The following is a 6,195-nucleotide window of genomic DNA, read 5'->3' as shown; positions in this document are numbered from 1 at the left end:
AATCCGCCTGTACGGTTCGGAGGGAGGGGAGGTGAGAGCCTTCCCTACCCCTATTATCCCTAATACCTAAGAATAGGCAAAATCATCATGAAACAACCATTTAAGGGACGATTCCGGACAAGCCGGAATGACAAAAAAGGGACAAAGGTGACAACAAACTAAGCAACTACCGCTTACTTATGATGGAGAACAAATTTGTCCTGGTGTTAATGTAATATACATGTAATATTTTATTGATATAATATATCTGTATTGAAAATATTAACCTCACTAATAATAGTCCTCCTGCTTTCGGGCGCGGCAATGGCAATAGAGGCCCCCGTACTGACAGCCGGGTTTGACGGACGTTAAGTTTTCGTTACATTTGCTTTTGAGGAAGGCAATGCCTGAATCCTGCGGTAACAACAGAAAGGATTAAAGACGAAGGGGGGTAACCCCCCTTCACCCGTAAATCTCGCCACGCTTTGTCTATCGCGTTTGGGCTGCCGCCGTTGGCGGCTTCAGTGCTGCTGAGTTATATCTCTTTCTTCACTTTGGCCTTTTTCATCGAAAGCCCGAACCCTTCAAACAGGAAATATATCGCAAATCCCCACCACATCGTATAGATGACATAAAACACAAGCAGCCCCGACATGATGCCTATCTTATCGGAGACCTGTTGGGACTGTATCCCGAAAAAGTTGTACGCGGGCTCTACGGCCTTTTTCATAACCGCGCCGACCTCTTTGGACTCAGGGATCTTCCCATCCTTCTTTAACGCCTTGTCCATCTTAGAAAGTGCCTGCCACCACGACTGGAGCACCTCTTTGCCGTCATATCCATAGTCAGCCTTTAATTTGTCAGAGTCGTTGTTGAACATGGAGTCTGAGTCTTTAAGTATCACGGCGAGGGTCTTACCGAGGTCGCCGGAAATTTTCAGCGTGCTGCCGTCTAACCGGACATCGCTTCCCGCCTTTTTAAACTGCCCGGCCGCCTTTTCAGCGACTTCCGGCTTATCAAGCGATATAGTTACCGAGAACTGCTTACCCATGTTTTTCTCGTTGCCCTTTATTATCTTGGGTATGAAATATGAAGAGCCCTTAGAGAGTTTGTTAAACATATCATCTGAAAATACGAGACCGTTTCTCCCGTCTCCGAATATTGGCGAAAAAATCACCGCCAATACCGCCAAAAACGATATACCATAAAAAACGCCTGTGAAAAAAGGCTTTTTGTTTTCGACTAACATATGTTATACCCCCTCTTTTAATTTCTTCAAATTGCCAAAGAATTTACTGAATATCCATAAGGCAAAAAATCCCACCACGATCCAGAAAACTATATCTCCAAAGGTCTCTATGCCATTGCTTACCCCCTTGGGTATGTTTATGACTTCCAGTTCGGTCAACTTTTTCGGCAGTGTGGCGACCCTGTTTATAAAACCCGCAAGGATGGATATTGCATAAAATCCCCTGATATGAATCCCCTTTACGACCTTTGTGGTCATAGCGCCGACCTGAATGCCTATCAACGAGCCAAGCAGCATACCCATCGCCAGTGAATAAAACACGTATCCGTATATCGCGTACTGAGTGATTGCCGCAAACCCCGCGGTAAATATTATCTGTAATATGTCCGTTCCAACGGTAGTCATAGACGAGACGCCAAAGATGTAAACAAACATTGGAAAGGTGATAAAACCGCCTCCCACGCCCATTATGGCGGCCATTATGCCTACGATTACACCGCCTGCCGCAACTATGACGCCGGAAATCTTCCTTCCGCCCGGTACATAGTCCTCATCAAAAGTTATCATGGGCGGGATGTTTACCGACTGGACTTTCAGCGTAAAGGCCGGCATATCGGTCGTCGCGCCGCCGTGGGCGTCGCCCGTGTCCGCCCCTTTCCTTGACCTTAGAAAATCGGCTAAGGTGTAAAACCCCAGAAACCCAAGCAGCGCGGCATAAACCAAACTTATGAATGCCTCGCTCAACAGCGGGTCATAGTCGTATAGCCCTTTGTTTATCAGTCCCCCGATAACGGCACCGCCGGTTGAGCCGACCAGAAACGCTACGGCAAGTTTGACTGAGACATTGCCGAGTTTTTTGTGCACCGTTGTACCCATAATCGCCTTGGCAAAGATGTGAAACAGGTCAGTACCTACGGCAAGGATTCCCTTAACGCCGGCGGCCATCAGGGCAGGGGTAATAATGAACCCGCCTCCAGCCCCAATACATCCCGTAATCAGTCCGGCTGCAAGACCTATCGCCATGGAAGCCATAAAAATTTTCGTGGAATAAAAGGCAGGGGCATACGCCGTCTTCCCACCTAAGATTCCACCGGCCTCTGCCAGGGCCACGGCCAGTATTGGCAGGATGGCTATGAGAATCCACAGCATTTTCTTCCTGTTTTTCAGGATGCTCATCGAAACCTCGTAGTCCCACTTCGCGTGCGCAATTGACGCGCTCTTTAAAAACGCATACACCTCTCTGAAAAAACTCATTAGTACCTCCTGATAAATAATATACTCCCTGTCTTGCTCTGCTTAATCTGCCCTAATCTAATGGGCCTTCTTTATATAAGCCTCTCTTATAGCCTTTGAAAGTATGTCTATTTCAGGGGGTTTTCTAAGTATGTCGAAAACTCCCAGCTTCCACGCCTCTTCCTCTTCCGTCTCCGAGCTGTAGCCTGTAAGTATCAGCACAGGCAGCTCAATTTTTTTTGTGTTTAACCACCGCATAACGTCTATGCCGTTTTTACGCGGCATCTTCATGTCCAACACAAGGACATTAGGTATATATTCTTTGAGACTATCAATAGCCTCCTGCCCGTCAAAGGCAACTGTGACCTTAAACCCCCTCATCCTCAGCCGCTCAGACAGGACCTCTGTAAAGTCCCGTTCGTCATCGGCCAGTAGTATGTTTAGTTGTTTCATATTGTTGCTCCAAAAAACCCGCCAAATGGGTTATTTCCAATTGTTTTAATTAACCGATTGACGATAACATTCTCAATCTAAAGTTACTCACTCAACCGCCAGGTAAGCCACACACGCAGATAGTTCTAAGAATCAATCTCTCGGTGGGGAGACTCTTTAGGGAAAGCCAACCGACCCACCTGCCTGCTATTATACCAATAATCATTAAAATATTATACAAATAATTTTTGTGCGAATATTTTTTTTGATGGATGTGCGGCCAGGGGATACGTATGTGATAATAGCGGAAGGTTAACATCTGCGATATTTATGATTGAAGGAAAAAGCCGATTTGCATCTCTTCGTATTCGCCGGGGTTTTTGAACTTTACCCCGAAGGTGACGGTCTTGTCTGTCTCCTCTACTACAGAGACAATCTCCCCAAAAACCCTGACTGGCTCTTCCTTAGGCGGTAATACAAATCTTAACGACATAACGCTGCCTATCCTTGACCTAACATTACCCGTTCTATCACAAACAGGCGCGACTTTCAAACACTTCAGGCGTAGGCCTCCGCGGGATATATTTAATATATTCCCCTTTATTGCCGGTCTGTTGCTGTCTTTAAGCTGATAATACGCCTCAATAGTAACATCTTTACGATAGAATTCACGCGCATTTATACGAACGAAAACCTGCTGTTTGCACTTAGGGCAGGTTATGATAAAATCCTTCTCCGGCGGGTATTCTCTTTTGAGTTTGCCTTTGACCCCACAGCAGGGACACACCACAGGTATCTCAGTAGATGGATAGACAGTTATCACCGGCAATTTAGGGATATTTGCCATCAGGTTGCCCTCCTGCAAGCCCATAAAGCGTCCTGTGACTTATGTCACGCCACATTGTACAATATCCAAATAAATATTTCAAGCGGTTATATATTATTCACAGAGCCGCCAGGCCAGCGATATTGACACAGGTATGCCGGAGGCGTACAATACACCGTGCTGCTGTGCTAATATGGGCTGTTTGCACAAAAGGCTATTTAACGGTGGTGGAAAAGATTACGATGGGAAAAGAAAGGATATTGGTTACGGGTGGGGCGGGGTATCTTGGTTCTGTACTTGTGCCGGAGCTGTTAAGGGCCGGGCATGAAGTGACAGTGCTTGACTCGCTTATGTTTGGGCAGGTTACTCTGCTTGATTGTTGTGCCTGTGAGGGTTTCGATTTTATAAAAGGGGATATATGCAACTCAGGGTTGATTTCCTCCCTTGTTCCCCGCTTTGACGTTATTATACCGTTGGCCGCCATTGTAGGGGCACCAGCGTGTAAGATGAACCCGTCTCTGACAAATCTCGTAAACCACGACGCAATGATGGATATGATAGACAGGCTCTCTCCATTGCAAAAGGTAATATTTCCTACCACAAACAGCGGCTATGGCATCGGGGAAAAGGACAGATTCTGCACAGAGCAATCCCCACTTAGGCCAATCTCCGAATACGGAAGGGTCAAGGTCATACTCGAAAACGCCCTGCTTGACAGGGGAAATGCCGTCACACTGCGCCTTGCTACGGTTTTCGGCATGAGCCCGAGGATGAGAATGGACCTTCTTGTTAACGATTTCACCTACAGGGCGTATAAAGACAGGTTCATCGTGCTTTTTGAGGGGCATTTTCGCAGAAATTACATCCACGTAAGAGACGTCACGCGCGCATTTATGTTTGCTATGGATAACTACGATAAAATGGCCGGCGAGCCATTCAATGTGGGGCTGAGCAGCGCGAACATAACAAAGAGGCAGCTCTGTGAAAAAATAAAAGAATACGTACCTGAACTCTACATCCACTCTGCCCCCGTAGGGGAGGACCCCGACAAACGGGACTATGTCGTGAGCAACGATAAGATTGAATCCCTTGGTTTTAAACCGGCACACTCGCTTGATGACGGCATCGTGGAATTGCTGAAGGGATATAAAATATTAAAACCAAACCAATTTGCCAATGTCTGATGTACTGGCCGCCCTTAGGCTTCCCCTGACGTCTTCCACCTTCGGCCAGCAGGAAAAAGACGCGGTCACAGCAGTCATGGAAAGCGACATGTTTACAATGGGAAGGCATGTCTCAGAGTTTGAGGCAGAGTTTGCCTCGTTTTTCGGACGAAGGCACGCCGTCATGGTAAACTCCGGCTCGTCGGCAAATCTTGTGGCCGTTGCCGCGTTGTTTTACCGGAAGGATTTGCCGTTGATGCCCGGCGATGAGGTAATAGTGCCGTGTATTTCATGGGCAACCACATTTTATCCTCTGCAGCAGTACGGGCTGAAACTCAGGTTTGTTGATATTGACATTAATACCCTCAACATTGATGTGGAGCAGATTGAAAGGGCGATAACTCCTAAGACAAGAATGATTGTGGCGGTGAGCATACTTGGCAATCCATGCCGCTTTGATAAGATCACGCAGATATGCCAAAAATATAACCTTATCCTCTTTGAGGACAACTGCGAATCAATGGGGGCGGTGTATGATGGCCGTTACACGGGTACTTTCGGCCTCGTAGGGACATTCAGCACGTTTTTCTCTCACCATATATCAACTATGGAGGGAGGGCTTATTCTCACGGACGACTTTGAAATTGACTGTCTGTGCAGATCAATCCGCAATCACGGCTGGTGCCGCGGCCAGCCCGTGGGCAGTCCAATCTTTGAAAAGAAAGACAGCGATTTTTATGAGGCCTACCGGTTTATTTTGCCGGGCTACAATGTCCGCCCAATGGAAATACAAGGGGCGGTTGGCAAGGTTCAGCTCAAAAAGCTCGACGCGTTTCTTAGGACAAGGCGTGGCAATGCCGCCCATTTTGTAAACACCTTCAAACACGACAAACGCTTTATCATTCAGCAGGAAACAGGGCAAAGCTCATGGTTTTGTTTTACGATGATAGTAAATCCGGACGCGGGGACAGACAGAGACGCAGTCCTTAGCACGCTGAAAAAATCGAACATCGAATATAGAATAATCACCGGCGGCAATATGCTCAGACACGACGTGATTAAGTATTTCGACTACGAGGTCGTAAGCTCAAAACAAGCGGACATAGCCCATGACCGCGGCTTTTTTGTCGGCAACCACCCTGTTGATATAAGAGATGAAATTGACTATCTGTACAAATCCCTGAAAGGAATATGATAAGTCGCGCTGGTGCCGCTTTTATTCTAACCCTATATTATGTTTCATAAGTGGATTTTGCAAACGACTCCAACTGTTTTAGTGTCGGTTTTGTTTCTCCACGCTGCCATCGTTCAAT

The 6,195-nt window shown here is 46.8% G+C and carries 6 protein-coding genes; 2 read left to right on the top strand and 4 right to left on the bottom strand.

Going from position 1 to position 6,195, the window contains the following annotated elements; translation table 11 throughout:
• Positions 1-514: 514 nt before the first annotated feature.
• The 4 genes from AB7D94_RS16035 to AB7D94_RS16020 all read right to left on the bottom strand — a co-directional run bounded on the left by AB7D94_RS16035 (position 515) and on the right by AB7D94_RS16020 (position 3,740).
• Positions 515-1,228 (bottom strand): hypothetical protein, encoded by a 714-nt coding sequence (locus AB7D94_RS16035; RefSeq protein WP_420267024.1) that lies wholly within the window; start codon positions 1,226-1,228, stop codon positions 515-517.
• A gap of 3 nt (positions 1,229-1,231) precedes the next feature.
• Positions 1,232-2,482 carry a sulfite exporter TauE/SafE family protein gene (locus AB7D94_RS16030; protein ID WP_420267023.1) on the bottom strand — a complete coding sequence of 417 codons (1,251 nt, stop codon included), beginning with the start codon at positions 2,480-2,482 and terminating at the stop codon, positions 1,232-1,234.
• A gap of 57 nt (positions 2,483-2,539) precedes the next feature.
• Positions 2,540-2,914, bottom strand: a complete 375-nt coding sequence (locus AB7D94_RS16025) for a response regulator (RefSeq protein WP_420267021.1) — start codon at positions 2,912-2,914, stop codon at positions 2,540-2,542.
• 307 nt (positions 2,915-3,221) lie between these two features.
• The gene (locus AB7D94_RS16020; protein WP_420267020.1) at positions 3,222-3,740 is read right to left on the bottom strand and encodes a PilZ domain-containing protein; all 519 of its coding nucleotides are present in this window, start codon (positions 3,738-3,740) and stop codon (positions 3,222-3,224) included.
• Positions 3,741-3,961: 221 nt separating this feature from the next.
• Here AB7D94_RS16020 and AB7D94_RS16015 point away from each other — a divergent pair, with 221 nt between their 5' ends.
• Both AB7D94_RS16015 and AB7D94_RS16010 read left to right on the top strand, forming a co-directional pair.
• A complete protein-coding gene (locus AB7D94_RS16015) occupies positions 3,962-4,903 on the top strand; it encodes an NAD-dependent epimerase/dehydratase family protein (protein ID WP_420267025.1) in 942 nt (313 codons plus the stop codon).
• A complete protein-coding gene (locus tag AB7D94_RS16010; protein ID WP_420267019.1) occupies positions 4,896-6,077 on the top strand; it encodes a DegT/DnrJ/EryC1/StrS family aminotransferase in 1,182 nt (393 codons plus the stop codon). Before AB7D94_RS16015 ends, AB7D94_RS16010 begins: the two co-directional genes overlap by 8 nt.
• Positions 6,078-6,195 lie beyond the last annotated feature (118 nt).

This window comes from Candidatus Magnetominusculus dajiuhuensis (assembly GCF_046044395.1).
Classification (GTDB): Bacteria; Nitrospirota; Thermodesulfovibrionia; order Thermodesulfovibrionales; family Magnetobacteriaceae; genus Magnetominusculus; species Magnetominusculus dajiuhuensis.
Note: the sequence above shows the minus strand (reverse complement) of the source record. Positions and strands in the feature narration are given on the sequence as shown.